The organism is Streptomyces sp. NPDC102406, assembly GCF_044765725.1.
Taxonomy (GTDB): Bacteria; Actinomycetota; Actinomycetes; order Streptomycetales; family Streptomycetaceae; genus Streptomyces.
The window spans coordinates 526,751-553,032 of sequence record NZ_JBIWKP010000005.1 but is presented as its reverse complement, the minus strand read 5'-3'; the positions used below and the strand labels follow the sequence as shown (position 1 = coordinate 553,032).

Genomic DNA, 26,282 nt, shown 5'->3' with positions numbered 1-26,282 from the left:
GGGGTCCGATGGCTTACGCGGCGGCGAGCTTGGCCGCCGAGTCCGCGTCGACGCACGCCTGGATCACGGCGTCGAGGTCACCGTCGAGCACCTGGTCCAAGTTGTACGCCTTGAAGCCGACGCGGTGGTCCGAGATCCGGTTCTCCGGATAGTTGTACGTACGGATCTTCTCGGAGCGGTCGACGGTGCGGACCTGGCTGCGGCGGGCGTCCGCGGCCTTGCTCTCCGCCTCTTCCTGCGCCGCCGCGAGCAGCCTGGAGCGCAGGATACGCATGGCCTGCTCCTTGTTCTGGAGCTGGCTCTTCTCGTTCTGGCAGGAGGCGACGACGCCGGTGGGAAGGTGCGTGATGCGCACCGCGGAGTCGGTCGTGTTGACGGACTGGCCGCCGGGTCCCGAGGAGCGGTAGACGTCGATGCGCAGGTCGTTCATGTTGATCTCGACGTCGACCTCCTCGGCCTCGGGCGTGACGAGCACGCCTGCGGCGGAGGTGTGGATCCGGCCCTGGGACTCGGTCGCCGGGACGCGCTGCACGCGGTGCACGCCGCCCTCGTACTTCAGCCGCGCCCAGACGCCCTGGCCGGGCTCGGTCGCGCCGTTGCCGCCTTTGGTCTTCACGGCGACCTGGACGTCCTTGTAGCCGCCCAGCTCGGACTCGGTGGCGTCGATGATCTCGGTCTTCCAGCCGACGCGCTCCGCGTAGCGCAGGTACATGCGCAGCAGGTCACCGGCGAACAGCGCCGACTCGTCGCCGCCCGCGCCGGCCTTGATCTCAAGGATGACGTCCTTGTCGTCGGACGGGTCGCGGGGCACCAGCAGAAGCCGCAGCTTCTCGGTGATCTCCTCGCGCGACTTCTCCAGCTCCTTGACCTCGGCCGCGAACTCCGGGTCATCGGCGCCCAGTTCCCGCGCGGTCTCGATGTCGTCGCCGGTCTGCTTCCAGGAGCGGTACGTCGCGACGATCGGGGTGAGCTCTGCGTAGCGCTTGTTCAGCTTGCGCGCGTTGGCCTGGTCGGCGTGGACCGACGGATCCGCGAGCTTCTTCTCCAGATCGGCGTGCTCACCGATCAGGTCCTCGACGGCCTCGAACATCTCCGGCTCCTGCGTGTACGGGGTGCTGTGTCATTCCAAGGGCAAAAGGGGCTGCACCGCAAAGCGCCGGTCCCGGTGCCCCTGCGACGGGACACCGGAGACCGGCGCTGGAGCCTCGCTACTTGTTGGCAGCGGCAGCCTTGCCGAAGCGGGCCTCGAAGCGGGCCACACGGCCACCGGTGTCGAGGATCTTCTGCTTGCCCGTGTAGAACGGGTGGCACTCGGAGCAGACCTCGGCACGGATGGTGCCGGAGTCGATGGTGCTCCGCGTGGTGAACGACGCGCCACAGGTGCAGCTGACCTGCGTCTCGACGTACTCGGGGTGGATGTCGCGCTTCAAGGTGTCTCCTAGGTTCGGGAGGGCGCCGGGTCGCTGACGCGGATTGCGGGAGCGTGAACCGGAGCCGACGTACCAGTCTGCCAGGACTGTTCGTATCTCCCAAAACCGGGGTGGGACCGGATCTATTCCTGAGCGGTCCCGCGGCTATCTGACGACGCCGCCGGCGGCGCCGGTGGCCGTGCCCCTGCCCGCCGACCTCGGGACGGCCCGGTCGGCCTTGAGGGCCTTCCACACCTGGTCGGACTTGGTCTCGTCGATGAGGACGCGGTTGGCGTCGGCCGCGTCGTACTGCACCGGCAGCGTCACCATGTTCATGTCGGCGGAGCCGATGCCCTTGAGGCCGCCCGCGAACGAGGTCAGGGCCTTGACGGAGGCCAGCTCGGAGTCGGTGGTCACGGACTTCGTGGCGGTGTCGGCGAGGTCGTACAGCTTCTTGGGGCTGGTGAAGACGCCGACGTGCTTGATCTGGTCCATCAGGGCCTTCATGAACGCCTGCTGGAGCTGGATGCGGCCCAGGTCGCTGCCGTCGCCGACCCCGTGCCGGGTGCGTACGAGTCCGAGGGCCTGCCGGCCGTCGAGCCGGTGGGTGCCCGCGTCGAGCTTGAGGTGGCTGTCGGGGTCGTCGATCGCCTTGCTGGTGGTGACCTCGACGCCGCCCAGGTCGTCGATGAGGTCCTGGAAGCCGCTGAAGTCGACCTCGATGTAGTGGTCCATACGGATGCCACTCATGGCCTCGACGGTCTTCACCGCGCAGGCCGCGCCGCCCGTGGAGTACGCGGAATTGAACATGGCGTCGCTCTGCGCGGGGTGCTCCGTGCCGTTCTTGTCGGTGCAGGAGGGCCGCTCGACGAGGGTGTCGCGGGGGATGGAGACGATGCTCGCCTTCTTGTGCCCCTTGTAGAGGTGGACGACCATCGCGGTGTCCGAGCGGGCGCTGCCGTCGTCGGTGCCGCCACCGGCCTTCTTGTTGCTGCCGGCCCTGCTGTCGGAGCCGAGGACCAGGATGTCCTGCGAGCCGTTGTCGACGTTCTCGGGCCGGTCGGTGCCGAGGGCCTGGTTGATGTCGACGCTTTTCAGGTTGCCGTTGAGGTGGAAGTACACGTACCCGAGGCCGGTGCCGCCGAGGACGGCGACTCCCGCCGCGCTCCACGCCACGACGCGCAGCGCCTTGCCTCGGCCGGGGCGCGGCTTGCGGCGGCGGCCCTTGGCGCGGCGGCGCCCGGGCTTGCTGTCACTGTCGGGCATGTGCTCCTCGCTCCGTCTTCCTTCGGTCCGCTTCGCTCTTCACTGCGTGTGACGGTGGACCGCCATGAAGGGTTGCACAGCGTGCTGTGTCTCCAGCGGCGCGCGACGCATCCGGAGCGTGTCTAACCCTGACTCCTCCTACCGCTCTCACCTGCACGTTTAGCCTCTTGAGCCGCATGCTTCACGCAGGCCGCGCATCCTTATGCCTGTGGTGAAGGTCTCGGGCGACGCCGGATCCGCACCCGGAAAAGGGCTGGGCCCCGTCGCACCGTGCGACGGGGCCCAGCCCTCTTGATCTACGGAAGTCCGCTCCGTGAAGCGTCAGTCGTTGCCGTTGCCCGGCGTCGGCGTCGTCTTCTGGATCTGGAGCAGGAACTCCGCGTTGGACTTCGTCTGCTTCATCTTGTCGAGGAGCAGCTCGATCGCCTGCTGCTGGTCGAGCGCGTGCAGCACGCGACGCAGCTTCCAGGTGATCGCCAGCTCGTCGCTGCCGAGCAGGATCTCTTCCTTACGGGTACCGGACGCGTCGACGTCCACCGCGGGGAAGATCCGCTTGTCGGCGAGCTTGCGGTCGAGCTTGAGCTCGGCGTTGCCGGTGCCCTTGAACTCCTCGAAGATGACCTCGTCCATGCGGGACCCGGTGTCGACCAGCGCGGTGGCGAGGATCGTCAGCGAACCGCCGTCCTCGATGTTGCGCGCGGCGCCGAAGAAGCGCTTCGGGGGGTACAGCGCGGTCGAGTCGACACCACCGGACAGGATGCGCCCGGAGGCCGGGGCCGCCAGGTTGTAGGCGCGGCCCAGACGGGTGATGGAGTCCAGCAGCACGACGACGTCGTGGCCCAGCTCGACGAGGCGCTTGGCGCGCTCGATGGCCAGCTCGGCGACGGTCGTGTGGTCCTCGGCCGGACGGTCGAAGGTCGAGGAGATGACCTCGCCCTTGACCGACCGCTGCATGTCGGTGACCTCTTCCGGACGCTCGTCGACCAGGACGACCATCAGGTGGCACTCGGGGTTGTTGACGGTGATCGCGTTGGCGATCGCCTGGAGGATCATGGTCTTGCCGGTCTTCGGCGGGGCCACGATCAGACCGCGCTGGCCCTTACCGATCGGCGCGACGAGGTCGATGATGCGGGTCGTCAGCACACCCGGGTCGGTCTCCAGGCGGAGCCGGTCCTGCGGGTACAGCGGGGTGAGCTTGTTGAACTCGGGGCGGCCACGGCCCGAGTCGGCCGCCATCCCGTTCGCCGAGTCCAGACGCACGAGCGCGTTGAACTTCTCGCGGCGCTCGCCGTCCTTGGGCTGGCGGACCGCACCGGTGACGTGGTCACCCTTGCGCAGGCCGTTCTTACGGACCTGGGCGAGGGAGACGTAGACGTCATTGGGCCCGGGGAGGTAGCCCGACGTACGGATGAAGGCGTAGTTGTCGAGGATGTCGAGGATGCCCGCGACGGGGAGCAGGACGTCGTCGTCGGAGACCTGCGGCTCGTTGCCGAAGCCCTGCTCGTCGCGGCCGCGACGGCCACGACGGTCGCGGTAGCGGCCCCGGCGTCCGCGCCGGCCGCCCTCGAAATCGTCGTCGTCCTGCGGACCGTTGTTGCGGTCCCGGTCCCGGTCCTGGCGGTTGCCGCCCTGCTGCTGCCGGCCGCCGCCCTGGTCCTTGTTGCCCTGGCCGGCCTGGTCGTCGCCCTTGCCACGGCGGTCACGGTCACGGCCGCCACGGTCGCCCCGCTCACCACGGTCGCCGCGCTCGCCGCGGTCTCGGCGGTCGCGGCGCTCACGGCGCCCCTCGGCCCCGTTGTCCTGGCCACCGTCGCCCTTGTTTTCGGCGCCGTCCTGCCGGTCCTGGCGGTCCTGCTTGAGCTCCGTCTTCACGTTCGCGGCCTCGGCCGTGACGGTCTCGGGGCTGCCCGCCTCGGAGGTGGCACGACGACGACGGCGCTCACCGGCCGGCTGCTCGTCCCCCGCGCCCTGGCCGGGGATGTCGATCTGCTGCTGGCCCGCGGCCTTCTTCGCCTTGGCGTCACCGGCGTCGGCCACCTGGGCCTTCTCCGCCTTGGCGTCCGCCTTGGCCTGCGCGCCGTCGCCCGCGGGCTCCTCGCCGGTACGGGCCTTCGAGGCGGCCCGGCGCTTCGGCTTCGTCTCGGCGGCGTCGGCGCTCTTCGCGGGGGCACTGCCCCCGGCCTGCGCCTCCTTGATGACCTCGATCAACTGGCTCTTGCGCATCCGCGCGGTGCCCCTGATGCCAAGGCCCGATGCGACCTGTTGCAGCTCGGCCAGCACCATGCCGTCAAGGCCGGTACCGCGGCGCCGCCGGGCAGGCGCAGCAGAGGCGTCCCCTGCGGACGCGGCGGGCGCGGCAGCAGAGCTGTCGGCAGTCACGCCCATCAGATCGGTGGTGTCGCTCACGAAGGGTCCTTCCCTGGAGCGGACGTCGGCCTGTCTGGCTCGGCGACCGGTCGTGCTGTCCGGCGGTGGTCCTGCCTGGGGACCGTGCCGGGGCGGTTGTCCGCCGATGAGGCGGAAGAATGGGTGACGGCGATTCGCGATCCCGCGGGTGCACTGAATTTCCGTGTCACTGAATTTCTGTGTCGCGCGGCTCGGTCACACCGGTTCCGGAGCATGCTCGCCGGCGTTCAGCACCGCGTCCCGGCATAGCGGGGCGCTGTACAGAAATGCTGGGGAGGCTCCCGGAAGAATGGTTGTCCCGGACGGGGACACACAGCACCTCGCCATGGTGGGGTCGGGTGCAGACTTGAGGTTAACACTACCGGATCCAACAAACATTCCCCCTCTCGAAATCCGGCAACCGTACGTTTCTGATCAATCGGGGTTCGAGCCGAGCGGCAGGACGCTCGCCCCGGCGGTGTCGAGGGCCAGGCGGTTGGCCGCCCATCCCTCTCCGGCGAGCCGGGCGACCTTGTCGGCCGCTCCGTCCTCCACCAGGGCGATGACCGTCGGGCCCGCCCCGGAAATCATCGCGGGCACCCCGTCGGCCCGCAGCCGCTCCACGAGCGCGGCGCTCTCCGGCATGGCCGGCGCCCGGTACTCCTGGTGCAGACGGTCCTCGGTGGCCGGGAGCAGCAGCTCGGGGCGCCTGGTCAGGGCCTCGACGAGCAGGGCGGCCCGGCCCGCGTTGGCCGCGGCGTCCACATGGGGGACGGTGCGCGGCAGGAGTCCTCGCGCGGTCTCGGTGAGGACGGGTTTCCCGGGGACGAAGACCACCGGGACGACGGAGGGCGCCGCGTCGAGGCGGATCGCCCGGCCCGCGCCCGACTCCATCCAGGCGATGGTGAAACCGCCGAGGAGGCAGGGCGCCACGTTGTCGGGGTGGCCCTCGATCTCGGTGGCGAGTTCGAGGAGCGCCGCGTCGTCGAGCCGGGCGTCGCCGCCTATCGTCACGGCGCGGGCGGCGACGACCGCGGCGACGATGGCGGCGGAGGAGGAGCCGAGGCCGCGGCCGTGCGGGATGCGGTTCGCGCAGACGATCTCCAGGCCGCGCGGCTGCCCGCCGAGCAGGTCGAAGGCGGTGCGCAGGGACCGTACGAGGAGGTGCGACTCGTCGCGCGGCAGGGTCTCGGAGCCCTCACCCGCGATGTCGATGTGCAGCCCGGAGTCGGCGACCCTGACGACCACGTCGTCGTAGAGCCCCAGCGACAGGCCGAGGGCGTCGAAGCCCGGGCCGAGGTTGGCGCTGGTGGCGGGGGTGCGCACCCTGACGGCGGCGGCGCGGAACGCGGGACCGGCCATCGCTCGATGACTCTCCTTGAGCTGCGGGACGTATCGGGAACTTCCGAAGACTGAGGACTGACGAGATCTGCGAGATGTACGACGGTCGAGGTGTTCGAGAACTTCCGAGACTTCCGATGTCTTGTGCTGCGTACGTCGACCCCCGGGCCGCGAACGACGGAACCGCGGCGGGAGATCGCCGAAAGAACGACGGAACGGCGGCGGCACCGCGGCATATGCGGCGGGCGGGTTCGGTACAGCCTATCGAAGGAAGGTTCTGTGGCGACATAGGGCGCACAGGAGGCGCACGATGCGTGTCGTGAGCCCCCTGTGCACCCCGTGTACCGATACGCCCTGTTGACGGGGTATCAGCGCAGGCGGACGGCTCAGGCGAGGCCGAGGCGGGACGCCGCCGCGACCGCGTCGACCGGCACGGTGACCGGCTGCGGGGCGCCGGAGACGGCCCAGTCGGGGTCCTTCAGGCCGTTGCCCGTGACGGTGCAGACGATTCGCTGCCCCGGGTCGACCTTGCCCTGCTCGGCCGCCTTCAGCAGACCGGCGACGGACGCGGCGGAGGCGGGCTCGACGAAGACACCCTCCTGGGACGCCAACAGCTTGTAGGCGCGCAGGATCTCACGGTCCGTCACCTCGTCGATGAAGCCGCCGGACTCGTCGCGCGCGGCGAGCGCGTAGTTCCACGACGCCGGGTTCCCGATGCGAATCGCAGTCGCGATGGTCGACGGGTCCTTGACGATCTCGCCGCGCACGATCGGCGCGGAACCGGAGGCCTGGAAGCCCCACATGCGGGGGGTGCGGGAGGACACCTTGTCGGCGGCGTACTCCTTGTAGCCCTTCCAGTACGCCGTGATGTTGCCCGCGTTGCCGACGGGCAGGACGTGGATGTCGGGCGCGTCGCCGAGTGCGTCCACGATCTCGAACGAGGCGGTCTTCTGGCCCTCGATCCGGAACGGGTTGACGGAGTTGACCAGCGCCACCGGGTAGTTCTCGGAGAGGCTGCGGGCCAGGTTCAGGCAGTCGTCGAAGTTGCCGTCGACCTGGAGGATCTTCGAGCCGTAGACGAGGGCCTGGCCCATCTTGCCGAGCGCGATCTTGCCCTGGGGCACGAGCACGGCACAGACCATGCCCGCGCGCACCGCGTAGGCGGCGGCGGACGCCGAGGTGTTGCCTGTCGACGCGCAGATGACGGCCTGCGCGCCTTCCTCCTTGGCCTTGGTGATGGCCATGGTCATGCCGCGGTCCTTGAAGGAGCCGGTGGGGTTGGCGCCCTCCACCTTCAGGTGGACCTCGCAGCCCGTGCGCTCGGAGAGGACCTGCGCGGGCACGAGCGGCGTGCCGCCCTCGCGCAGCGACACGACCGGCGTGGTGCCGGTCACCGGGAGCCGGTCCCGGTACTCCTCGATGATGCCGCGCCACTGGTGGGTCATTCCGGTCATCCCTGCTACTCCCCTTCAACACGCATGATGCTGGCGACACCGCGCACGGTGTCGAGCTGGCGCAGCGCGTCCACGGTCCCGGTGAGGGCCGCGTCCGCCGCGCGGTGGGTGACGACGACGAGGGACGCCTCGCCGTCCTTCCCCGACTGGCGCACGGTGTCGATGGAGACCCCATGCTCGGCAAAGACCGTCGCCACCTGGGCGAGTACGCCCGGCTTGTCGGCCACGTCGAGGCTGATGTGGTAGCGCGTCACGGAGTCGCCCATGGGTGAGACGGGCAGTTGCGTGTACGCGGAGTCGCCGGGTCCCGTCGCGCCGTTGAGGCGGTTGCGGCAGACGGCGACGAGGTCGCCGAGTACGGCGGACGCGGTCGGCGAACCGCCGGCACCGGGCCCGTAGAACATCAGTTGCCCGGCGGCCTCGGCCTCGACGAACACGGCGTTGTACGCGCCGCGGACGGAGGCGAGAGGGTGCTCGAGCGGGATCATCGCGGGGTGCACGCGCGCGGTGACGGAACCACCGTCGGCGGCCCGCTCGCAGATGGCGAGCAGCTTGATGGTGCACCCCATCTCCTTCGCGGAAGCGAAGTCGGCGGCGGTGACCTCGGTCATGCCCTCGCGGTAGACGTCGTCGAGGCGCACCCGCGTATGGAAAGCGATCCCGGCGAGGATGGCGGCCTTGGCGGCGGCGTCGAACCCCTCGACGTCGGCGGTCGGGTCGGCCTCGGCGTACCCCAGCGCGGTGGCCTCGTCGAGGGCTTCCTGGTAGCCGGCGCCCGTGGTGTCCATCTTGTCGAGGATGAAGTTGGTCGTGCCGTTCACGATGCCGAGGACGCGGTTGACCTTGTCCCCCGCGAGGGATTCGCGCAGGGGCCGCACCAGCGGGATGGCACCGGCGACGGCGGCCTCGTAGTAGAGGTCGCGTCCGTGCTCGACGGCGGCGGCGTGCAGGGCGGCGCCGTCCTGTGCGAGCAGCGCCTTGTTGGCCGAGACGACGGAGGCGCCGTGCTCGAAGGCGGTGGTGATGAGGGTGCGCGCGGGCTCGATCCCGCCGATGACCTCGATCACCACGTCGATGTCGCCCCGTTTGACCAGGGCGGTGGCATCGGTGGTGACGAGCGCCGGGTCGATCCCTTCCCGCACCTTGGAGGGCCGCCGCACGGCGACCCCCGCCAGCTCGACCGGGGCACCGATACGGGCGGCGAGGTCGGCGGCGTGCGTCGTCATGATGCGCGCCACCTCTGAGCCGACTACCCCGCAGCCCAGCAGCGCCACCTTCAGCGGACGCGTACGCATCATCCGACCTCGATTCCCACAGTGTGTTTCTACGATGGAACCAGTCTCACGCACCGGACCGCGGTTTCTGTCCACGGTCCGGAGTATGAGACAGGTATTTCATTATCCGACGTCGAGACGCAGGAGATCTTCCTCCGTCTCGCGCCGGACGATCACCCGGGCCTCGCCGTCGCGCACGGCGACGACGGGCGGGCGAAGAGCGTGGTTGTAGTTGCTGGCCATCGAGCGGCAGTACGCGCCGGTGGCCGGGACGGCGATCAGGTCGCCCGGCGCCACATCGGCCGGCAGGAAGGCGTCCTTCACGACGATGTCACCGCTCTCGCAGTGCTTGCCGACGACGCGGACCAGCATCGGTTCGGCGTCGGAGCGACGGGAGACGAGGGCGACCGTGTACTCGGCGTCGTACAGGGCCGTCCTGATGTTGTCCGACATGCCCCCGTCCACGGACACGTACGTCCGCAGCCCCTCCAGCGGCTTGACCGTGCCGACCGTGTAGAGCGTGAAGGCGGTCGGACCGACGATGGCGCGGCCCGGCTCGACGGAGATCCGCGGCGTACGCAGCGACGCCGCCTCGCACTCGCGCGTGACGATCTCGGTGAGCGCCTTGGCGATCTCCTGCGGCTCGCGGGGGTCGTCGTCGCTGGTGTACGCGATGCCGAGCCCACCACCGAGATCGATCTCGGGCAGCTCGACACCGTGCTCGTCACGCACCTCGGCGAGCAGGCCGACGACGCGCCGCGCGGCGACCTCGAACCCGGCCATGTCGAAGATCTGCGAACCGATGTGGCTGTGGATGCCGATGAGCTCGATCCCGTCGAGCTTCAGCGCACGCCGCACGGCCTCGGCGGCCTGCCCGTCGGCGAGCGCGATGCCGAACTTCTGGTCCTCGTGCGCGGTGGCGATGAACTCGTGGGTGTGCGCCTCGACGCCGACGGTCACCCGGATCTGCACGCGCTGCCGCTTGCCGAGGCTGTCGGCGATGTGCGCGACGCGGACGATCTCCTGGAAGGAGTCGAGGACGATCCGGCCGACACCGGCCTCGATCGCCCGGTGGATCTCGCCCTCGGTCTTGTTGTTGCCGTGGAAGGCGATGCGCTCCGCGGGCATCCCGGCGGACAGGGCGGTGGCGAGCTCGCCGCCACTGCACACATCCAGGTTGAGCCCTTCCTCGTGCAGCCACCGCACGACGGCGCGGGACAGGAACGCCTTGCCCGCGTAGAAGACGTCGGCCTCGGGCCCGAAGGCGTCCCGCCACGCGGCGCACCGGGCGCGGAAGTCGGTCTCGTCGAGGAAGTAGGCGGGGGTGCCGAACTCCTCGGCGAGCCGCGCCACCTCGATCCCGCCGACACTCACCCTGCCGTCGGCGGTACGCGCCACGGTCTGCGCCCACACCTTCGGGTCGAGGACGTTGAGGTCGGCGGGGGGCGCGGAGTAGTGCCCGTCGGGCAGGACGTCGGCGTGGCGGGGGCCTGCGGGGTGTGCGGAACGGCTCATGACTGCGGGGCGCTCTCTTCGTCTTCTCTACGGCTACAGGTGTGCAGGGGCGTCGATGCCGAGCAGGGTCAGGCCACCGGCGAGCACCGTCCCGACGGCTTCGGCGAGCGCGAGCCGGGCGCGGTGGGCGGCCGAGGGTTTCTCCTCACCCTTGGGCAGGGCGCCGACGGAGATCCGCGCATCGGTGAGAAAGGCGTCGGCGACCTCGACGAGGTGCCGGGCGAGCCGGTCCGGCGCACGGTGCCGGGCGGCGGCGGCCAGGACGCGCGGCTGCTCGGCGAGGACGGCGAGAAGCTCCCGGCCGTCGCCTTCCAGATCGCCGGGCTCGCTGGTGAACCCGAGATCAGCGGCGTTGCGAGTGAGCGCGCGGGAACGGGCGTGGGCGTACCGCACACGGAACAGAGGATTCGACTCCCGCTGCGCCAGGTGGTGGGCGCGGTCCTCGACGCTCTCGACACGCGGCCGGTCGTGCGCGGCGGGGTGCAGCAGAGCCCACCGCCCGGCGTCGACACCGAGCCCCCGCGGGTCGGCGGGCACGGGCCGGAAGGTCACCGTGCCCGCCTCGTCGGCGTACGCGACCTCGACGTCGGCAGCCTGACTACGGCCGATGCGGGCGACGGCGTCGGCGAGGATCTCGGCGCGGGGTTCGCGCGGGATGCGCAGGTCGATGCGGTGGCCGCGCAGGGCGTCACCGTGCCCGTGGGCGAGCCCGTGCCGGCGGATGTCGAGCAGGAGGCTGTGGCTGGGCCCAGGGCCCTCGGCGCTGAGGGTGAGATTCAGAAACCCTGGTCCGGAGACATCGACGGCGGCGATCCCCGGACTGTCGACGAGCCGCTGGGACAGCACCTCGGCGACCTGCCGCGGGGACCGGCCGGCCGGACCGGCGAGTTGCAGGGCGACGTTCGTGGCGTAATCCCCGTGCCCCCCGGCCCGAGGCCGCTCGACGACGATCCGCGCCCGCCCCCGCTCCACGGTGTCCACGGCCCCCACCCCCAGCTCACCGTCATCCACCGCACGGCGCACGGCGCGCAACACGGTGTGGGAGAGCTCGGCGGGGGTCACGGGGACAAGCGTAGGCGAGAAGGGGGGTGGGTAGGCGAGCCGATTTGGCAGATGGTCCGGGATGCGGACGGGTGGGGGTGTTTTTGGGGCGGGGTGGGGCGGGCCCTGGGGGCGGGGGCCGGGGGGCTGCTGCCGGAGGCCGGGGGGCGTGGGGCTGCTGCCGGAGGAGGGGGGTCAGGTTCCGGCGGGGCGATGTACGTGCTCGGGCTCGCCTGCGGCGGTCTGGGCTGCTTGGGCGGTGGGGGTCGCGGTGTCGAGGGAGGGACTGGGGTTGAGCGGTTCCCCGCCTTCCTCGTGATGGCCCTGACTCTGCTCTTGGTCCTGGCCATCCCCGGCTGACGATGTCGGTGTCGCCGTAGAGGCGGGGGCGGAGGCGGAGGCGGCAGCGGAGGAGGAGGCGGAGGCGGGTGCGGCAGCGGAGGCGGCAGCGGAGGCGGAGGCGGGTGCGGCAGCGGAGGCGGACGGAGAAGTAACGGTACGCCCACGCCGACTCAACTCCCCCACTACGCGCACGAGTTCGGTCGGCTCAAAGGGCTTGGCCAGGAACGCGTCGACGCCGACTTCGAGCCCGCTCTCCACCTCGTCCTGGGTGCACCCGCTGACGACGACGATGGGCAGCCCGCTGGTACGAACGTCCCCGCGCAGATGCGCGGCGGTCCGCAGCCCGTCAAGACGCGGCATGACCACGTCCAGAGTCACTACATCGGGCCGCACCTGATGCACCACATCCAGGCATTCGGCACCATCAGCCGCAGTCACGACCTCGAAGCCCTCCAGCTCGAGGTTGACCCTGATCAATTGCCGGATGACCTTGTTGTCGTCCACAACGAGGACCCGACCTGAAGCGCCTGGCACAACTCGAGAGTAGGTCGGCACCGCCGACCGCGTCCGGGTTTTCCCCACTTCCGCCCCGTACAGGTGACTCAACAAGGCTCCGAACCGGCTCCGGGACCTCCGACTCCCTTCGGCCTTAGATGGACCCTGTGCGCCCCGACGCCGCCACTGGCTCCCCTCGGCCTTCGATGGGCCCTGTGTGCCCCGACGCCCCTGGCTCCCCTCGGCCTTCGACGAGCCCGGCCCCCTTCGACGTGACGCCGGCCCACAGCTCGGAGCGCCGCTGCCCACCCGTCGGTCTGCTGCCGGGCCCGACCTTCGGAGCACCATTCGACCTGCGCCCGGCCGACCTTCCCCACCCCGGAATACCCGTTCATGAGGACCCCGGATGAGCTGGTAGGGTTCTACCCGTCGCCGCACACCAAGCGGCACACGCCCCCGTAGCTCAGGGGATAGAGCAACGGCCTCCGGAGCCGTGTGCGCAGGTTCGAATCCTGCCGGGGGCACTCGCCAACGATCAGCAAGTATTAGGTGCTGACCAGGGCGGATGCCTGAAGTAGTAGAGGGCGGGAGTCAGTCTTACTGGCTCCCGCCCTCCCTCGTTGTCTATCGGTGATCACGACACACCTGCGACTAGGCACGCGCACAGCAGGCCGACGGCGAGGCGAGCGCGGCATGACAGGTTCCCCTGCCGCCCCGGACGTCACGCCGGTACTCGACAGCGAGGGGCTGGCCGGGCCATGCTGCGCGACCGTACAGGTCACCGCCTGGCTCGCCCTGGCGCCCGCCGCACACCTGCGTGTGATCACGTCAGCGGCCACTTTGGTGGAAGTCGTTCATCCGCGCATCAAACCGTCCGGCCCTGAAGTGGACTCTCCCCCGCCTCTCGCGGAGCCGGTCACCGACGCAGTCGCACGTCACGTCGCCGCCCTGCTCACCGATGCCGACTTGCACGTCCACAAGTACGCGGTCGACGCCATGCTCAGCGCGACCCCTCTTGCCGCCCCCGGGCCCGTCACATGCCCCTCTGGCCGGAAGATGTCACGACCCTAGGCGGGACGCGCGCCACCGCCATCAAGGTCTGACGCCCACAATAGGAATGAAACGAACACTGCAGTCCCTCAGAGCAAGCAGGAGCAGCATCACTAAGACCTAGCCAAGCAACTCATCCGCTTTCAACAGGCCATGCTTTACCTGAGTAGGCAGATGCATCTGCTCCGCTTTCCGTGCATCCCATACCACGATTCCATGATTCGCAATATAACTTAGCGGAATTTTCGGATTATTTAGATGGTTAGGAGCCCCACCCTCCCGCCGATTAAGCTCCTGTCCTCGCAATTTGGCTTCCCAAATGGAAAAATAGCGCTCTAGACGCGCGGGAGGGATCTCGTAGATTACCTCGGGATTAGACTGGTCGAAGACCGCCACAATCCACAAGTGCACATTCCTGTAACGCTCCACATTTTCGAGCGTAAGGGTATGCTCCGTGGTCACATTCAGATATTTTTTACGCTCACCTTTAGCGCTTACTCGCGCAACAGTCTTGATCTCGTATTCGCGACCTTGATCATCAATCGCGTCGTTGCCGGTGCGGTCCCCACCCTTGGCGAGGTTGAAAAGCGAGAGGAGCAACAGCTCCTTATATCCACCGTCATCGAAAACGTTATGGATGCGGCGAACACTCGCAAGCTCCTGCAGGGCGTTGCCGATCTTCACGACGCCAGCAATGTCCCCCTGCGGTCGCAGGACAGGTTCCGCCTCATTTCCCTCTGTAGTCACAGCCGAGACGCTCTCGCGGACGCGCCGCGACGTCTACAGACTATAAGTCACATGCAGGTCTCCAGTTGGCGTACGGCTCCGCATTCTCCCCTCGGCATCACTGCATGAGGTTTTGGCGGCGTTCAAAATGACTAAAAGAGGGCTTCGGCTTCCTTCGCAAGCCCACGAAGCAATCGGCCCGACTTCGGGTCGATGGTCCACCCATCATCGATGAGTGCCGTGGTTACCACCCTGAGATCGATGTCCCTGAGATGCCAGCCCTCGCTTATTCCGGTGCGCAGCAACTCAAGATAAAGATGACTCGGTGTCGCGGGGACTGCAGCCGCAAGCTCACGGATTTTTTGGCTGACCATGCTTGCGTCTACACGGATCAAAGGAAGCGCCTGCTGTGCAGAATCAGCGGCTTCCATCGTGATGATGAGATCAAGGGTGGCGACATGCTCAAATCCGGACGCAAGGCCCTTGACCGATCGCTGCCCCTTGTTTAGGACGACCAAGGCTTCCGGGAGAATACGAAGCCCAGCAGCCCGAATACACCTCTGGACCAGTTCCCACACCTCACCTGAGGAGTTTCCGAAAACCATACTGATTTTGCCGTCCGGCCGCAGCACCCTGCGAGACTCCGAAAGCGCTGCAGTAAGCAACCTCTCATAGCGATCTGCGGTCCGCTCTCCCTTCGTGCCCTTGCGGTCGACCACAGCTTCCTGACTCACATCGCTGAATCCATCGAGCCAAGCCTCTTGAAAAAGAGCCATATCCGCATAGAAGAGATTTGAGCCAAACGGCGGATCAGTAAAAATGTAATCGACGCTTCCAGTAGCAAGCGGAATCTTGTCTGCGCTACTGATTTCGTAAGAAACGTCAGGGGAATCTGCAACCTCAGGGCCTACAACTACCCTCCTTGCACCCCTCACCCATTCATCAGACTTCAAGACTGCGGAAAGTTTACGAGCAAACAAATCATAGACATTCCATTCGTAGAAAACGGAAGCTACGTAGTAGTTTGCGTTCGCCGCATTTAGCGGTCGAGCTTTCGACCACTGATAACGCTTCGACGCCCTAGTCAAACAGGCCGTAAAAGCAAATAGCAGCTTGGAACGGATTTTGGTGTCGGTCACGGTGCAGATCTTGCTATGCAAGTCGGTCAGTACTGCAAGGTTGCGCGCAGAGTAAAATGAGCCAATTGTGGTCATTCCGCTTTTACCAAGCGCTGACGCCTTATACATCTGACGATCCGGCGTGATCTCCACATTCGGGAAATTCACCCCGTCAAGTGATACCGCCGCTAGGTCACAAGGGCGTTGTTCAATCTGAACTGCGCTGCAGTCGCAGACAACGTAATCGAGCACACGCTCCTCGCTCAAGCGTCGGTTCCTACTCGAAACTCGGTCTCCGCAATGCGGACACACCATCGCCTGCTTGGACCAGCCAGCCTTTTCTAGCGAGTGATAGTAATTGACCGGCATATTGCAGCCACCACACTCGACAGCATAGGACCAGACAGATTTCGCAAGAGTCGCATTCGAACCGCAGCGTGAACATTCAACGGAATACAGGTCCCCAAGCGCCTCTTTCGAAGCCGCCACGACCTCATGAGCGTGCTTATGGAAATCGCTGCTATTCACCAGGTTGACATAATTGCGACCGATATGCTGACCTAGAACGCTAATGTCAAAAAGTTTTGCAGTCCGACCCGCCATGGAAGCAGCAACGCCTGTCATCCCTGAGCCGGCGAAGGGGTCGACCACCACATCACCGGGCTTCGAGTACGCCTCGATGAAGGGAATAATGGCAGGAACTGGAACCTTCGTCAGATAAGCATGCGCCATGTAGGCAGGGTCGCTCCTGCCTACAGACAGCTCCTCCGGTACGCTCCGAACGTTACTCATAGTCTGTAGCCCTGTCGCATTGATTGATCTAGTGTCTTAGCCGCAATGACTACGTACAGTAATAAACAGGACGCGTCCACCCACAGACTGGCATTTGGTGCGCGGGTTCGCTCATTGCGGGAACAAGCTGGGATGTCCCAGGAGGAGCTTGCTCACACTGCGGGCCTCCATCGCACGTACGTCTCAAGCCTCGAGCGCGGACAGCGCAACGTTGGTCTCGACAACATCGTCGCCTTAGCCCGATCCCTCGAGGTAACAACGTCAGTACTGCTCCAAGGTGTTTGATGCTCTGCGGGTTTGCCCCTTGGCCTCTGACCTCGCTGGGACGTTTGCGCGTTCATCACGGTAGCCAGTACCACCCGTACTTTGCGCGACCGGGGCACTATACATCGTCGTGCAGCACACCACAGTAACGAGCATCGCTGTGCAGTCGTCACGCGACGCCCAAGGTCGGCAGTAAAGGGTGCACGCAGGCGGACCAATGGAGTACGACAAAAGATCTCCACCTATCTTGCCTTTCCGTGCAAGCGCGATCACTTTCTTTCTTGCCGGCCATGTGGGAACACGAACGTTGGTCTTTACCGGACAACACTTCCACGCCAAGGGGCGTCGCAGGAGGGCCACTGTTGTCGGGGCGCGGCGCTGGCCAGGTGGACTGTCACACAGACGAAGGCCGGCCCCCGGCTCACCGGGTCCAGCCCTTCGTCGTTTCGGGTTCGTTCACGCGTAAAAGCGCGACACGCTCTGCAATACCGCCGCCGGCTTCGGGGAGTTCTCCAGTTCTATCGTGCCGTCCACCGTTATCTGGACTCCTCCGCCCGCCACCTCCTCCACCTCGGCCAGTGTTGCCGTCAGGCGGATTCGGGAGCCTGCCGGGACCGGGGACGGGAAGCGGACCTTGTTCAGGCCGTAGTTGACCTTCGTGGTGACTCCCTGGACGTCCAGGAGGTCGGTGAAGAGGGGGATGAAGAGGGAGAGGGTCAGGTAGCCGTGGGCTATCGGGGTGCCGAAGGGGCCCTCCGCGGCGCGTTCCGGGTCCACGTGGATCCACTGGTGGTCGTCCGTCGCGTCGGCGAAGGTGTTGATGCGGGTCTGGGTGATGTCCAGCCAGGGGCTCGTCCCCAGGGAAGTTCCTGCCAGCTTCTTCAGTTCCTGCAAGCCGTTCACTGTGAGGGTCATGAGAGGGCAGCCTCCGGAGGGGTGTCGTCAGTGGTGTCTTGGGTGGTTTCTGCAATGCGCAGTGCTGATTTGCGGAGTTTTCCTGATGCCGTGCGAGGGAGGTCCGGGACCAGCGCCGCTGACTTCGGGATCTTGTATGTGGCCAGGCGCGTCTTGAGGAACGTGAGGACTTCGGCCGGGTCGGGGGTTCTGCCCTCGTGCGGTACGAGGAACGCTCGGCCCACCTCGCCCCATGTGTCGTCCGGTACGCCGATGACCGCGCACTCCGCGATGTCGGGGTGGGTGAGGAGGGCGTCCTCTACTTCGGCGGGGTAGATGTTCTCGCCGCCGGAGATGATCATGTCTTTGATGCGGTCGACTATGTGGATGTAGCCGTCGGCGTCCGTTCTCGCCGCGTCGCCCGTGCGGAGCCAGCCGTCGGTGAAGGCCGCTGCCGTCGCCTCCGGCAGGCCCCAGTAGCCCGGCATGACGTGGGGGCCCTTGACCAGGACCTCGCCCGTCTCGCCCTCGGCTGCGGGCGTGAGGTCGGGGCGGACGACGCGGACGTCGCTGAAGAAGTGCGGTACCCCCGCCGAACCGGCCTTGTCCACCGCGTGCTCGGCGTCCAGGAAGAGGACGCCGGGTGCCGCCTCCGTCATGCCGTAGCCCTGCTGGAACGAGAGGCCGCGTTCCTGGTACGTCGCGATGAGTGAGGTCGGTACGGGGGCGCCGCCGCAGGTCAGGGTGCGTAGTGAGGTCAGGTCGGCGGTGGGGAAGGCGGGTTCCCTCGCCACCAGGTCGTACATCGTCGGCACCCCGAACATGAAGGTGATGCCGTGCCGGGCGACGAGGTCGAGGGTCTGCGCGGGGTCGAAGGATTCGACCAGGACGCAGGTGCCGCCCTTGAGGAGGACCGGCAGGGCGAGCATGTTCAGGCCGGCCGTATGGAACAGGGGGGCGCTGACCAGCGCGCGTTCGTCGGCGGCCAGGTCGATGTCGACGAGGACGTTCAGCGCGTTCCAGGTGATGTTGGCGTGGGTGAGCATGGCGCCCTTGGGGCGGCCCGTCGTGCCCGAGGTGTACATGATGATGCAGGTGTCGTCGCCCGTGACGCGTTCGTCCAGAGGGCCCGCGCCTGGGGGAACGGTCGACAGCAACTCGTCGTAGGAGGTACTCACTTGGGTGCCCTCTTGGGTGAGCACTTGGGTGCCCACTTGGACGTAGAGGTGGACGTCCGTGTGTCGGCGGAGGGTCGGGAGCAGGTCGGTGTGGGTCGGCGCGTGGAAGAGGGTCTGTGCTCCCGAGTCGGTCAGTTGGTAGGCGATCTCGGGGCCGGTCAGTCGGGTGTTGAGGGGAACGAAGACCGCGCCGAGGATGCCCGCGGCGAACAGGACCTCCAGGTAGGAGGGGTGGTTGGCGCCCAGGTACGCGATGCGGTCGCCGCGGCGCACGCCCCGGGCGCGCAGGGCGTGGGCGAGGCGGGTGGTGCGTTCGTGCAGGGCCGCGTACGTGGTGGTCGTGCCGTTGTGGATCAGGGCTGTGCGGTGCGGGGTCTTGCGGGCCCGGCGGGCGGGCCATGACCCCAGTCCCTCGTTGCGCATCCGGCACCCTTTCAGGGTTGGGTGAGGCCGAGGAGGCGGGCCGCGTTCTCCTTGAGGATCTTCGGGCGGACTTCGTCCTTGATCGGCAGCTTCGCGAAGTCGGCGAGCCAGCGGTCCGGGGTGAGGACCGGGTAGTCGGAGCCGAAGAGGACCTTGTCCTTGAGCAACGTGTTGGCGTACTGGACGAGTTGGGGCGGGAAGTACTTCGGTGACCAGCCGGAGAGGTCGATGTGGACGCCCGGTTTGTGTGTCGCCACCGCCAGCGCCTCGTCCTGCCAGGGGAAGGACGGGTGCGCAAGGATGATCTTGAGGTGGGGAAAGTCGGCCGCCACGTCGTCCACGTGCAGGGGGTTGGAGTACTTCAGGCGGATGCCCCCGCCGCCGGGGACGCCCGCGCCGATGCCCGTCTGGCCCGTGTGGAAGAGGGCGATCGCGCCCGTCTCCTCGATCACGTCGTACAGGCCGTACGCCAGGCGGTCGTTGGGGAAGAAGCCCTGGATGGAGGGGTGGAACTTGAAGCCTCTGACCCCGTACTCCTCGACCAGGCGGCGGGCCTGGCGGATGCCCGCCCTGCCGCGGAACGGGTCGATGGACGCGAACGGGATCAGCACGTCCGGGTTGGCGGCGGCGGCCTCGGCGACCTCCTCGTTGGGGACGGGCGCGGTGCCCGTCGCGGACTCGGCGTCGACGGTGAAGATCACGGCCGCCATGTGCCGTTCGCGGTAGTACGCGGCCGTCTCCTCCAGCGTCGGCTTCCGCTCGCCCTCGACCTTGAAGTACGCGGAGGACGCGTCGTGCAGCTCGTCGTCGAGGGAGGCGCGGCCCTTCGACTCGCCCTTGGACGACACTTCCGCGTGCGTGTGTACGTCGATGGCGACCAGGGCGTCGAGAGGCATGGCGGGGGCGCCCGGGGTCATGACGCCTCCGGGACGCGGGGGGCCGGGATGCCGACCGTCTCGGGTTCGGCGCCGATCGACGTGGGCCAGGCCGCGGCGAGCGCGTCCGGGGTCCAACCGCCGTCCATGTAGGCCGACTTGATCTCCTGTGGGTGTGACCAGAGGGTGACCCGGTCGCCGCCGATGCCGATGGCCTGGCCGGTCACGCCGCGGGCCGCGTCGGAGGCGAGGAAGGGAACGAGGGCAGCGCAGTCCTCCGGGGTGCCGAAGCCCTCGCCCTTGCGGAGGAAGGCGGGGAGCGGGGCGCCGTTGCGCATGGCCTCGATGTACGGGGCGAACGCCGGGATCGTCTCGGTCATCGCGGTCGCGGCGACCGGCACGATCGCGTTGACGGTGATCCGCGCGCGGGCCAGCTCCATCGACCACGTACGGGCCATGGCGGCGATGCCGGCCTTCGCGGCGGCGTAGTTGGTCTGGCCGAAGTTGCCGCGCTGGCCCGCCGGGGAGCCGACCAGGACGAGGGTGCCGCCCTCGCCCTGTTCGCGCATGCGGACGGCGGCGGCGCGGGCGCAGGTGAAGGTGCCTTTGAGGTGGGTGGTGAGGACCGCGTCGAAGTCGTCGTCGGTCATCTTCCAGAGCACCTTGTCGCGGAGGATGCCCGCGTTGGTGACCAGGACGTCGAGCCGTCCGAACGCGGCGACCGCGCGGGCCACCAGGCGGTCGGCGGCCTCGGCCGTGCCGACCGGGACCACCTCGGCGACCGCGTTGCCGCCCGCCTCGGTGATGGACTTGACGGCCGCCTCTGCCACGGCTTCGTCCACGTCGTTGACGACGACCGACGCGCCGTGGGCGGCCAGGGCGTGGGCGTAGGCGAGACCGAGACCGCGGCCACTGCCGGTGACGACGGCCACCTTGCCTGAGAGATCGACGGGGTCGCCTTCTGCGGCGACGGAGCTGCCTTCTGCGGCGACAGGGCTGCCTGCCGCGGCGACGAGGTTGCCTGCTGCGACTGCGTCGTTGGGGTCGACGGACACGAGTAAGTCCCTTCGGGTCGGCTGGCCGGTTCCGGGATCACGGGGGCGAACGGCCCGGCGAGAAGGAAGGTAGGAGCAATAATTGGTGACGTCAATAGTTGTTGCCGCCCGGGATGTGCGTCAGACTGGGCCACGCCACCGCTGCCGTGGCACGTCACGCCACCACCCGAGGAGACCGCGATGAACCCCAGCCCGATCGACGCGCACGAGCCTTGGATGCGCGGGCTGCACGCCGACACGGGCTATCTGCTGTACCGGCTCGGGCTGCGTTCGGGGCAGTTGTTCAACGCCTCGCTCCAGGCGTCGGGCCTGCGCCTGCGCCACTACGCCCTGCTGCGGCTCCTCGCCACCACGGAGGGCGCGCTGCAACGGGAGCTGAGCACGCGGCTCGGCTACGACCCGAGCGCGATCGTCGGGCTCGTCGACGATCTGGAGAAGGCCGGCCTCGCCGAGCGGCGGCCCGCGCCCGACGACCGCCGCAGCCGCATCGTCGTCCTCACCGAGGACGGGCGCGGGTTCCTGCGGGACACGGACGAGGCGGGCCTGCGCGTCACCGCCGAACTCCTCGAACCGCTCGCTGCGGACGAGCGCGAGACGTTGCACGGGCTCTTGCTGCGCGTCGCGGAGGCGGGGCTCACCTGATCTCCGCCGGGGCCCCGGCCGGTTCTGCTGTCGGCCATCGGGCTACGAGCTACGGGGCTTACGCGGCCGGTGCGTCTTGCGCTGCTTACGCGCCCTGCGCGCCCGACTTCGCCGTCGATGTCCGACTCGGGCGCCCGTCGGAGTGTGACGGCCGCCACCCATGACCAGCACAGGTTTACGCCTGCCTCAGTGGGTGACTACGGTGCGTGGGATGTCCCGCAGCCACTTGAATCCCGTAAACCTGGCAAGACGTGAGTTCCGGAGCCGGGGTTCCACGCGGGAGGGATCGTGAGCGAACCGGTACGCCTGACCGCCTCGCGGGCCCCCCTGCCCCCGCAGCGCGCTGACATCCCACCCGCGCCTCCAGCCGTGGCCGCGACTCCCCGACGCACCCCGGGCGCGACCGTCGCGGGCGCCGCGCCCAAGCCGGGCAAGGCGCGCGACGCGTTCTTCGACAACGCCAAGTACCTGGCGATCGTGCTCGTCGCGATGGGGCACGCCTGGGAGCCCTTGCGCGGGGACAGCCGCGCCGCGTCCGCCCTGTACATGACCGTGTACGCGTTCCACATGCCGGCGTTCATCGTGATCTCCGGCTACTTCTCGCGCAGCTTCGACGCGAGCCCGGGGCGGCTGAAGCGGCTGGTCACGGGCGTGGCCGTGCCGTACGTGGTCTTCGAGGCGGCGTACACCCTGTTCAAGCGGACGGCCGGGGGCGACCCCGGCTACCCGTTCAGCCTGCTCGACCCGTGGTACCTGACGTGGTTCCTGATCGCGCTGTTCGTGTGGCGGCTGAGCACGCCGCTGTGGAAGGTCGTCCGTCATCCGCTGCCGGTGGCGCTCGGCATCGCGGTGCTCGCGTCGGTCTCCCCCGACATCGGTGACGACCTCGATCTCCAGCGCGTCCTCCAGTTCCTTCCCTTCTTCGTGCTCGGTCTGTGCCTCAAGCCGGAGCACTTCCGCCTGGTGCGGCGGCGCGAGGCGCGCATTCTGGCGGTGCCGGTCTTCGCCGCCGCGCTGCTGTTCGCGTACTGGGCGGCGCCCCGGATGAACGCCGCCTGGTTCTACCGGCGTGACAGCGCCCAGGAGTTGGCGGCGCCCGGCTGGAGCGGTGTCGTGATGACACTGGCGATGTTCGGCTGCTCGGTGCTGCTGGTCGCCTGTTTCCTCGCGTGGGTGCCGGGGCGCAGGCTCTGGGTCACCGCGCTGGGCGCGGGCACGCTGTACGGCTATCTGCTGCACGGGTTCCTGGCCAAGGGCTCCCGGTTCTGGGACTGGTACGACGCGCACTGGGTGCACACGCCACTCGGTGAGATCGCGGTGACGTTGATCGCCGCGTCCGTGATCACCGCGCTGTGTACGCCGCCGGTTCAACGGGCGTTCCGGTTCGTGATGGAGCCGAAGATGGAGTGGGCGTTCAGGCGGGACCCGGTCTCAGTGGCCAAGCGGCGGTAGGGCCGCGCGGAGAGGGCGGCGGTCGGTCGAGGCGGGGCGCGTGTCTCGTGCCTCGTAACTCGTGCCTCGTGCCTCGTGCCTCGTGCCTCGTCAGGCCGACGCCCTCTTCCGGGGTGACGTCTTTTTGGCGGTGGACTTCCTGCCGGTTGTGGAACTCCGGCCGGTTGTGGCCTTTCCGCCCGCCGTGGTCTTTCCGCCCGCCGTGGTCTTTCCGCCCGCCGTGGACGTCTTACGTGCCGTGGACGTCCTGCCTGTCCCGGTCTTCGTCGCCGTGGACTTCCTACCGGCCGCGGTCTTCTTGCCCGCTGCGGTCTTCGTCGCCGTGGACTTCCTGGTGGTGGACTCGCCGGACGAGGACTTCGCGGACGACGTCTTCGCGGACGACGTCTTCGCGGACGACGACGATGCCGTCTTCTTCGCGGGCGCCGGCTTCTTCGCCGAAGTCGTCTTCTTCGGCGGTGCCGCCTTCTTCCGGGACCGGCCCGCGAGCTGGGTCACCTCGGCCATGTCCTCCTGCGCGGCGCCGCCCTCCTGCGCCGCCTTCGCCGCCCGCACGCTCTTCTCCAGCGCGGCCATCAGGTCGATGACCTTGCCGTCCCCGGGGTCCGGCGCCGGGGACGGCGTCGGCTCGCCGGAGGACTTCGCCGCGACCAGTTCCTCCACCGCGGCCCGGTAGTCGTCGTGCAGCGAGTCCATGTCGACCTCGCCGAGCGTGTCCATCAGGGCGTCCGCCAGGTCGAGTTCTGCGTCCCGCACCGTGACATGGGCATCGGGCGCGACCTCCTGCGGGGAGCGGATCTCGTCCGGCCACAGCAGCCCGTGCAGCGCGATGACGTCGTCGACGACGCGCAGCATCCCGAGCCGTTCCCGGCCGCGCAGCGCGAACTTGGCGATGGCCACCTTCCGGCTCTGCCGCAGCGCCTCGCGCAGCAACGTGTAGGGCTTGGCCGCGTGGACGCCGTTGGCCGAGAGGTAGTACGCGGTGTCCATCTGGAGCGGGTCGATGCGGTCCGCCGGGACGAACGCGACGATCTCGATCGTCTTGGCCGTGTGGGCGGGCAGTGCCGCGAGGTCGTCCTCGGTGATGGGAATGACCGACCCGTCGGCGTCCTCGTACCCCTTGCCGATCTCGGCGGGCTCGACCTCCTTGTCCTCCAGTTCGCACACCTTGCGGTACCGGATGCGCCCGCCGTCCTCCAGGTGGACCTGACGGAAGGAGACCGCGTGGTTCTCGGTGGCGTTGATCAGCTTGATGGGGATGCTGACCAGGCCGAAGGAGATGGCGCCGTTCCAGATCGAGCGCACCTGGGACCTCCCGTTTCTCGCCGTTCCGCCACGTCGACACCCCGTTTTGAGGCGGAATGTCAGAGTATTACGGTATGACGCCCATCACAGAAGTGGAGGGGCGGCGGCTTCCGCTCAGCAATCTGGAGAAGGTGCTCTACCCGGCCACCGGCTTCACCAAGGGCGAGCTGCTGCACTACTACGCGACGACGGCGGACGCCCTGCTCGCCCACCTCCGCGACCGGCCGGTCTCCTTCCTGCGCTTCCCCGACGGGCCCGGGGGCCAGCGCTTCTTCGCCAAGAACGTGCCGCCGGGGACGCCCGCCTGGGTGAAGACGGCGGAGGTGCCGCGGTCCCAGGGCGTCACCCGGCAGATCCTGGTGCAGGACCTCGCCTCGCTCATGTGGTCGGCGAACCTGGTCACCGAGTTCCACACGCCGCAGTGGCGGGCCGACGCGCCCGCGCGGGCCGACCGGCTCGTCCTGGACCTCGACCCCGGGGAGCCCGCCGACGTCGTCCAGTGCTGCGAGGTGGCGCTCTGGTTGCGCTCACGCCTGGCGGCCGACGGCCTCGACTCGTACGCGAAGACCTCCGGCTCCAAGGGCCTGCACCTCCTCATCCCGCTGGCCCCGGTCCCCTCCGAACGGGCCAGCGCCTACGCGAAGGCGCTCGCGCGGGAGGCCGAGGCGGACCTGCCGGACCTGGTGGTGCACCGGATGACGCGCAGCCTGCGCCCCGGCAAGGTGTTCGTCGACCACAGCCAGAACTCCGCCGCGAAGACGACAGCCACCCCCTACACGCTGCGCGCCCGCGCCGAGCCGACCGTGTCGACACCGGTCACCTGGGACGAGGTCGAAGCGTGTCGGCGCCGGGGGGACGCCGGTGACCTGGTGTTCCTGGCCGACGACATCGCGCCGCGCCTCCAGCGGTACGGGGATCTGCTCGGCCCTTTGAACGATCCCGACCGCGCCGGGCCCCTACCGCAGCCGTATCGGTAGCCGTAGTCCTCGCCCCCGCCCTCGCCCTCGCCCTCGCCCCCGCCCTCGCCCTCGCCCTCGCCCTCGCCCTCGCCCTGACGGTGAGACCTCAGACCCGCTCCCACGTGCCACGGTCCCGAGCCATCGCGTGCAGGGCCTCCACGTCCGCCGGTTTCAGCAGGCCTCCGGTGCGGGCGAGGCCGGGCAGTTCCGCGTCCGTCAGCAGTGTCACGCCGCGCGGCTGCGCCTGGACGTCGAGCGCGGTCGGCTCCACCACGACGAGCCCGGCCCGCACCTCGGCGGTGAGCGCGAACGACGCCCGGGACGCGTCGGCCCGGACCCGCAGGAGCAGTGGCTCCGGCTCGCCCCGTCCCGCCGTGACCATCGGATCGCCGACCCGTATCCGCTGCCGGTGCGCGGGCAGCACGTGCAGCGCGAACAGGCCGCCCGGCCCGATCAGCAGATGGTGCACGTGGGACCCGCCGGGCAGCGGTACCGAGTGCAGGACCCGCCAGCCCGCCCCTTCGAGCCCGTCGAGCGCCCCGCCGACCAGTTGCTGCGCGGCCAGCGCCCGGCGCCGCGGATCGCCGCGCAGCCTGCGCTGGGGCGCCGGAGCGCGGTCGAGGGCGATCAGCAGGGCTTCGCCCGGGCGGTTCGGCGCGAGGTCGTCGTCGGGGTGGAGGCTGAGCCTGGCCAGCTCGGCGGGGGTGGGCACCGGCGGGGGGCCGACGGTGACGTGCCCCACGACGAACGGGCGCAGCGCGTCGAGCACCGCCTCCCGGTACACCTCGGTGAGCAGGTTGACCCGGCTCGTGTCCCGGTCGTACCAGGCGACGTTCCGGCCGTCCTCCCCGTAGACGTAGAGCCGCTCCTGACCGTGCCGCCAGGTCGGTATGACGCGCAGTCCGCTCATGCCCCATCACCCCCTGACCATGGGAGCAGCAAGCCCGCCCGAGGGCAAGAAGGCGGCGGGCGCCGGAGTCGTCAGGTCGACAAAGAAGGACTTCCCCACCAATAAGGTGTGACCGAG

21 protein-coding genes, 1 tRNA gene and 2 pseudogenes are annotated in these 26,282 nt (G+C 68.6%); 6 read left to right on the top strand and 18 right to left on the bottom strand.

Annotation, left to right across the window (positions count from 1 at the left end):
- Positions 1-13 precede the first annotated feature (13 nt).
- The 10 genes and pseudogenes from prfA to ACIRF8_RS23645 all read right to left on the bottom strand — a co-directional run.
- Entirely contained in the window at positions 14-1,090 is a 1,077-nt protein-coding gene (prfA, locus tag ACIRF8_RS23690) for a peptide chain release factor 1 (protein ID WP_404217433.1), read from the bottom strand.
- 118 nt (positions 1,091-1,208) lie between these two features.
- Entirely contained in the window at positions 1,209-1,430 is a 222-nt protein-coding gene (gene rpmE, locus ACIRF8_RS23685) for a 50S ribosomal protein L31 (protein WP_081219441.1), read from the bottom strand.
- A 144-nt stretch (positions 1,431-1,574) separates the two neighbouring features.
- The gene (locus ACIRF8_RS23680; RefSeq protein ID WP_404217432.1) at positions 1,575-2,675 is read right to left on the bottom strand and encodes an LCP family protein; all 1,101 of its coding nucleotides are present in this window, start codon (positions 2,673-2,675) and stop codon (positions 1,575-1,577) included.
- Positions 2,676-2,996: 321 nt separating this feature from the next.
- Positions 2,997-5,081 (bottom strand): transcription termination factor Rho, encoded by a 2,085-nt coding sequence (gene rho, locus ACIRF8_RS23675; protein WP_404217431.1) that lies wholly within the window; start codon positions 5,079-5,081, stop codon positions 2,997-2,999.
- A 414-nt stretch (positions 5,082-5,495) separates the two neighbouring features.
- Positions 5,496-6,422, bottom strand: coding sequence for a homoserine kinase (thrB, locus tag ACIRF8_RS23670; protein WP_404217430.1), 927 nt, complete (start codon positions 6,420-6,422; stop codon positions 5,496-5,498).
- Positions 6,423-6,787: 365 nt separating this feature from the next.
- On the bottom strand, positions 6,788-7,846 hold the full coding sequence (gene thrC / locus ACIRF8_RS23665; RefSeq protein ID WP_404217543.1) for a threonine synthase: 1,059 nt from the start codon (positions 7,844-7,846) through the stop codon (positions 6,788-6,790).
- Between the two features lie 14 nt (positions 7,847-7,860).
- A complete protein-coding gene (locus ACIRF8_RS23660) occupies positions 7,861-9,153 on the bottom strand; it encodes a homoserine dehydrogenase (RefSeq protein ID WP_404217429.1) in 1,293 nt (430 codons plus the stop codon).
- A gap of 99 nt (positions 9,154-9,252) precedes the next feature.
- Complete coding sequence (gene lysA, locus ACIRF8_RS23655; protein ID WP_404217428.1) at positions 9,253-10,644, bottom strand: diaminopimelate decarboxylase; 1,392 nt, start codon at positions 10,642-10,644, stop codon at positions 9,253-9,255.
- 33 nt (positions 10,645-10,677) lie between these two features.
- Complete coding sequence (gene nrtL / locus ACIRF8_RS23650) at positions 10,678-11,706, bottom strand: ArgS-related anticodon-binding protein NrtL (RefSeq protein WP_404217426.1); 1,029 nt, start codon at positions 11,704-11,706, stop codon at positions 10,678-10,680.
- A 486-nt stretch (positions 11,707-12,192) separates the two neighbouring features.
- Positions 12,193-12,561 (bottom strand): annotated as a pseudogene (locus ACIRF8_RS23645) (response regulator); the annotation flags it as partial.
- A gap of 413 nt (positions 12,562-12,974) precedes the next feature.
- Between ACIRF8_RS23645 and ACIRF8_RS23640 the strand changes: the two are divergent.
- Both ACIRF8_RS23640 and ACIRF8_RS23635 read left to right on the top strand, forming a co-directional pair.
- Positions 12,975-13,046: transfer RNA gene (locus ACIRF8_RS23640), tRNA-Arg, on the top strand.
- Positions 13,047-13,215: 169 nt separating this feature from the next.
- Positions 13,216-13,625: pseudogene (locus ACIRF8_RS23635) on the top strand (DNA-binding protein).
- A gap of 67 nt (positions 13,626-13,692) precedes the next feature.
- On the opposite strand, the gene ACIRF8_RS23630 reads toward ACIRF8_RS23635, so the two are convergent.
- Both ACIRF8_RS23630 and ACIRF8_RS23625 read right to left on the bottom strand, forming a co-directional pair.
- Complete coding sequence (locus ACIRF8_RS23630) at positions 13,693-14,256, bottom strand: hypothetical protein (RefSeq protein WP_404217425.1); 564 nt, start codon at positions 14,254-14,256, stop codon at positions 13,693-13,695.
- A gap of 194 nt (positions 14,257-14,450) precedes the next feature.
- Positions 14,451-16,148, bottom strand: coding sequence for a DNA methyltransferase (locus tag ACIRF8_RS23625; RefSeq protein ID WP_404217424.1), 1,698 nt, complete (start codon positions 16,146-16,148; stop codon positions 14,451-14,453).
- A gap of 105 nt (positions 16,149-16,253) precedes the next feature.
- On the opposite strand from ACIRF8_RS23625, the gene ACIRF8_RS23620 reads away from it, so the two are divergent.
- Positions 16,254-16,493 (top strand): helix-turn-helix domain-containing protein, encoded by a 240-nt coding sequence (locus ACIRF8_RS23620; RefSeq protein ID WP_404217422.1) that lies wholly within the window; start codon positions 16,254-16,256, stop codon positions 16,491-16,493.
- A gap of 435 nt (positions 16,494-16,928) precedes the next feature.
- Here the strand turns inward: ACIRF8_RS23620 and ACIRF8_RS23615 are convergent, their stop codons facing one another.
- The 4 genes from ACIRF8_RS23615 to ACIRF8_RS23600 are packed head-to-tail and all read right to left on the bottom strand — an operon-like array spanning position 16,929 to position 20,774.
- Complete coding sequence (locus ACIRF8_RS23615) at positions 16,929-17,387, bottom strand: MaoC family dehydratase (protein ID WP_404217421.1); 459 nt, start codon at positions 17,385-17,387, stop codon at positions 16,929-16,931.
- Complete coding sequence (menE, locus tag ACIRF8_RS23610; RefSeq protein WP_404217420.1) at positions 17,384-18,967, bottom strand: o-succinylbenzoate--CoA ligase; 1,584 nt, start codon at positions 18,965-18,967, stop codon at positions 17,384-17,386. Before menE ends, ACIRF8_RS23615 begins: the two co-directional genes overlap by 4 nt.
- Positions 18,968-18,978: 11 nt before the next feature.
- On the bottom strand, positions 18,979-19,863 hold the full coding sequence (locus tag ACIRF8_RS23605; RefSeq protein ID WP_404217542.1) for an amidohydrolase family protein: 885 nt from the start codon (positions 19,861-19,863) through the stop codon (positions 18,979-18,981).
- Positions 19,864-19,880: 17 nt separating this feature from the next.
- The gene (locus tag ACIRF8_RS23600) at positions 19,881-20,774 is read right to left on the bottom strand and encodes an SDR family oxidoreductase (RefSeq protein WP_404217541.1); all 894 of its coding nucleotides are present in this window, start codon (positions 20,772-20,774) and stop codon (positions 19,881-19,883) included.
- Between the two features lie 303 nt (positions 20,775-21,077).
- On the opposite strand from ACIRF8_RS23600, the gene ACIRF8_RS23595 reads away from it, so the two are divergent.
- Together ACIRF8_RS23595 and ACIRF8_RS23590 are read left to right on the top strand one after the other, a co-directional pair.
- Entirely contained in the window at positions 21,078-21,539 is a 462-nt protein-coding gene (locus ACIRF8_RS23595) for a MarR family winged helix-turn-helix transcriptional regulator (RefSeq protein WP_404217419.1), read from the top strand.
- 288 nt (positions 21,540-21,827) lie between these two features.
- Complete coding sequence (locus ACIRF8_RS23590; protein ID WP_404217418.1) at positions 21,828-22,991, top strand: acyltransferase family protein; 1,164 nt, start codon at positions 21,828-21,830, stop codon at positions 22,989-22,991.
- Between the two features lie 90 nt (positions 22,992-23,081).
- On the opposite strand, the gene ACIRF8_RS23585 is transcribed toward ACIRF8_RS23590, so the two are convergent.
- A complete protein-coding gene (locus tag ACIRF8_RS23585; RefSeq protein WP_404217417.1) occupies positions 23,082-24,296 on the bottom strand; it encodes a Ku protein in 1,215 nt (404 codons plus the stop codon).
- A gap of 74 nt (positions 24,297-24,370) precedes the next feature.
- Between ACIRF8_RS23585 and ligD the strand changes: the two genes are divergently transcribed.
- Complete coding sequence (ligD, locus tag ACIRF8_RS23580) at positions 24,371-25,273, top strand: non-homologous end-joining DNA ligase (protein WP_404217416.1); 903 nt, start codon at positions 24,371-24,373, stop codon at positions 25,271-25,273.
- Positions 25,274-25,361: 88 nt separating this feature from the next.
- Here the strand turns inward: ligD and ACIRF8_RS23575 are convergent, their stop codons facing one another.
- The gene (locus ACIRF8_RS23575; protein ID WP_404217415.1) at positions 25,362-26,165 is read right to left on the bottom strand and encodes an NERD domain-containing protein; all 804 of its coding nucleotides are present in this window, start codon (positions 26,163-26,165) and stop codon (positions 25,362-25,364) included.
- Positions 26,166-26,282 lie beyond the last annotated feature (117 nt).

Excerpts from the sequence above, each read along its gene's own strand:
- prfA (WP_404217433.1), bottom strand. The coding sequence starts at position 1,090 with ATGTTCGAGGCCGTCGAGGACCTGATCGGTGAGCACGCCGATCTGGAG.
- ACIRF8_RS23680 (WP_404217432.1), bottom strand. The coding sequence starts at position 2,675 with ATGCCCGACAGTGACAGCAAGCCCGGGCGCCGCCGCGCCAAGGGCCGC.
- thrB (WP_404217430.1), bottom strand. The coding sequence starts at position 6,422 with ATGGCCGGTCCCGCGTTCCGCGCCGCCGCCGTCAGGGTGCGCACCCCC.
- thrC (WP_404217543.1), bottom strand. The coding sequence starts at position 7,846 with ATGACCCACCAGTGGCGCGGCATCATCGAGGAGTACCGGGACCGGCTC.
- ACIRF8_RS23660 (WP_404217429.1), bottom strand. The coding sequence starts at position 9,153 with ATGATGCGTACGCGTCCGCTGAAGGTGGCGCTGCTGGGCTGCGGGGTA.
- lysA (WP_404217428.1), bottom strand. The coding sequence starts at position 10,644 with ATGAGCCGTTCCGCACACCCCGCAGGCCCCCGCCACGCCGACGTCCTG.
- ACIRF8_RS23625 (WP_404217424.1), bottom strand. The coding sequence starts at position 16,148 with ATGGCGCATGCTTATCTGACGAAGGTTCCAGTTCCTGCCATTATTCCC.
- ACIRF8_RS23620 (WP_404217422.1), top strand. The coding sequence starts at position 16,254 with ATGACTACGTACAGTAATAAACAGGACGCGTCCACCCACAGACTGGCA.
- ACIRF8_RS23615 (WP_404217421.1), bottom strand. The coding sequence starts at position 17,387 with ATGACCCTCACAGTGAACGGCTTGCAGGAACTGAAGAAGCTGGCAGGA.
- menE (WP_404217420.1), bottom strand. The coding sequence starts at position 18,967 with ATGCGCAACGAGGGACTGGGGTCATGGCCCGCCCGCCGGGCCCGCAAG.
- ACIRF8_RS23605 (WP_404217542.1), bottom strand. The coding sequence starts at position 19,863 with ATGCCTCTCGACGCCCTGGTCGCCATCGACGTACACACGCACGCGGAA.
- ACIRF8_RS23595 (WP_404217419.1), top strand. The coding sequence starts at position 21,078 with ATGAACCCCAGCCCGATCGACGCGCACGAGCCTTGGATGCGCGGGCTG.
- ligD (WP_404217416.1), top strand. The coding sequence starts at position 24,371 with ATGACGCCCATCACAGAAGTGGAGGGGCGGCGGCTTCCGCTCAGCAAT.
- ACIRF8_RS23575 (WP_404217415.1), bottom strand. The coding sequence starts at position 26,165 with ATGAGCGGACTGCGCGTCATACCGACCTGGCGGCACGGTCAGGAGCGG.